General features: G+C 35.9%; 2 protein-coding genes. Both read right to left on the bottom strand.

Annotated elements, in window-relative coordinates; translation table 11 throughout:
* Positions 1 to 214: 214 nt before the first annotated feature.
* Complete coding sequence (locus tag BLT07_RS20560) at positions 215 to 631, bottom strand: VOC family protein (RefSeq protein ID WP_091874498.1); 417 nt, start codon at positions 629 to 631, stop codon at positions 215 to 217.
* A 59-nt stretch (positions 632 to 690) separates the two neighbouring features.
* Entirely contained in the window at positions 691 to 1,128 is a 438-nt protein-coding gene (locus tag BLT07_RS20555) for a VOC family protein (protein ID WP_091874496.1), read from the bottom strand.
* Between the last annotated feature and the right edge of the window lie 351 nt (positions 1,129 to 1,479).

Raw genomic sequence — 1,479 nt, 5'->3', positions numbered from 1 at the left:
TCTTTTTGCCTTGCATACCTTCAATTTACGGATTTCCGCTCATTGGTAAAAGCAAAAAATGATGTTTATTGGAGTTCTGCAACAGCCACGTTCCTTTTACGGAATTATTGAAAATTCTCATCTATGGGTAATGAAGGCTAGTATTTACTTCATATCTAGCTCAGTTCTTCCTAAATTGGCAACTGGTTTTTCCGATTTGCTTGGATTGAATCCACTATTTATCATAGCCCTTATCTACAAGTCGTTTTGAAATCCACCAATAATTTCCGCTTGGGTCGATTATTCCTGATTGTCGGTCTTCGTAATCCATATCAGCTGGTTCAAATTCAACTTTAGCTCCGTTTTCGACCGCTCTTTTATGCATTTGGTCAACATTATCGACATATAGATAAAATGCCGTACGCATATTTAAAAATTGGCCTCTTGCTTGGCTTATCATAAAACAGGAATTACCGATTTTTAAAATTACGTTTGCAATGTCGCCATTCTTTGAATTAATGGAACGGTTGATTTCCTTTGCATAGAATGCGTTTTTAAGAAAATCAATCAACTCTATTGGGTTTTCCACGAATAAATATCCGTTTACAGTTCCAAAACCTTCTGGTCGGTAAGTGTCAAATATTTGGTTCATTGTCGCGATTGTTTTAGCTTGTCGGTAACTTTGGAAAGGCGTTCGTTTTTATTATTCGGTTACGGTTGTCCGTTATGCTTTGGGTCAAAATCCACCATCCATTCGATTCCGTATTTGTCTCTAAACATTCCAAAATAGGAACCCCAAGGACTGTCGCCAATGGGCATTTCAATATTCCCTCCTGTTGAAAGTCCGTTGAATAACCTGTCGGCCTCTTCACGACTTTCCGCACTAATGGATATTTTAGACCTGTTTTCATTTTCATTTACCCGTCCCATTCTTTCGGGAACGTCATTCGCCATTAAAATATTTTTACCAATAGGCAAAGCAATGTGCATTATTTTATTCGCTTCATTTTCTGCTACCGGATTTTCAGGACTTGACATATCCTTGAAACGCATGATCGTTGCAAACTCTCCGCCAAATATCGATTTGTAAAAATTGAATGCTTCTTCTGCATTTCCGTTGAAGTTAATGTAAGGATTGATAAGTGCCATATTTTTATTTTTAGATTGTTTCTTTTATTTGTCGCCAATTCTCACAGTTATCACAAAATTGGCCCATCAAAATTGTATAAAGCAAGAAATAATATTTTTCAGTTTGATGCTTGAATGTAAGTTTGTTTGTTAATGTCATACTTTATAATTTAAGTTGTCGATCAAAAATAATTTGTTTTAGCGTATTTCAAAAGGTTCAACTACGACAATCCAAAGAGGCAATTACGACATTTTCTTGGAGGTCGAGTTAATTTTAAGCTTCCAACTAACGTCAAGTTTTAAGTACTGATATTCATCATGTTACCAAACCCGACATCTTCCGGTCTAAGCTCAAATTTAGCGATATTCTTT

It is taken from the genome of Pricia antarctica (assembly GCF_900101815.1).
GTDB classification, from domain to species: Bacteria; Bacteroidota; Bacteroidia; order Flavobacteriales; family Flavobacteriaceae; genus Pricia; species Pricia antarctica.
Note: the sequence above shows the minus strand (reverse complement) of the source record. Positions and strands in the feature narration are given on the sequence as shown.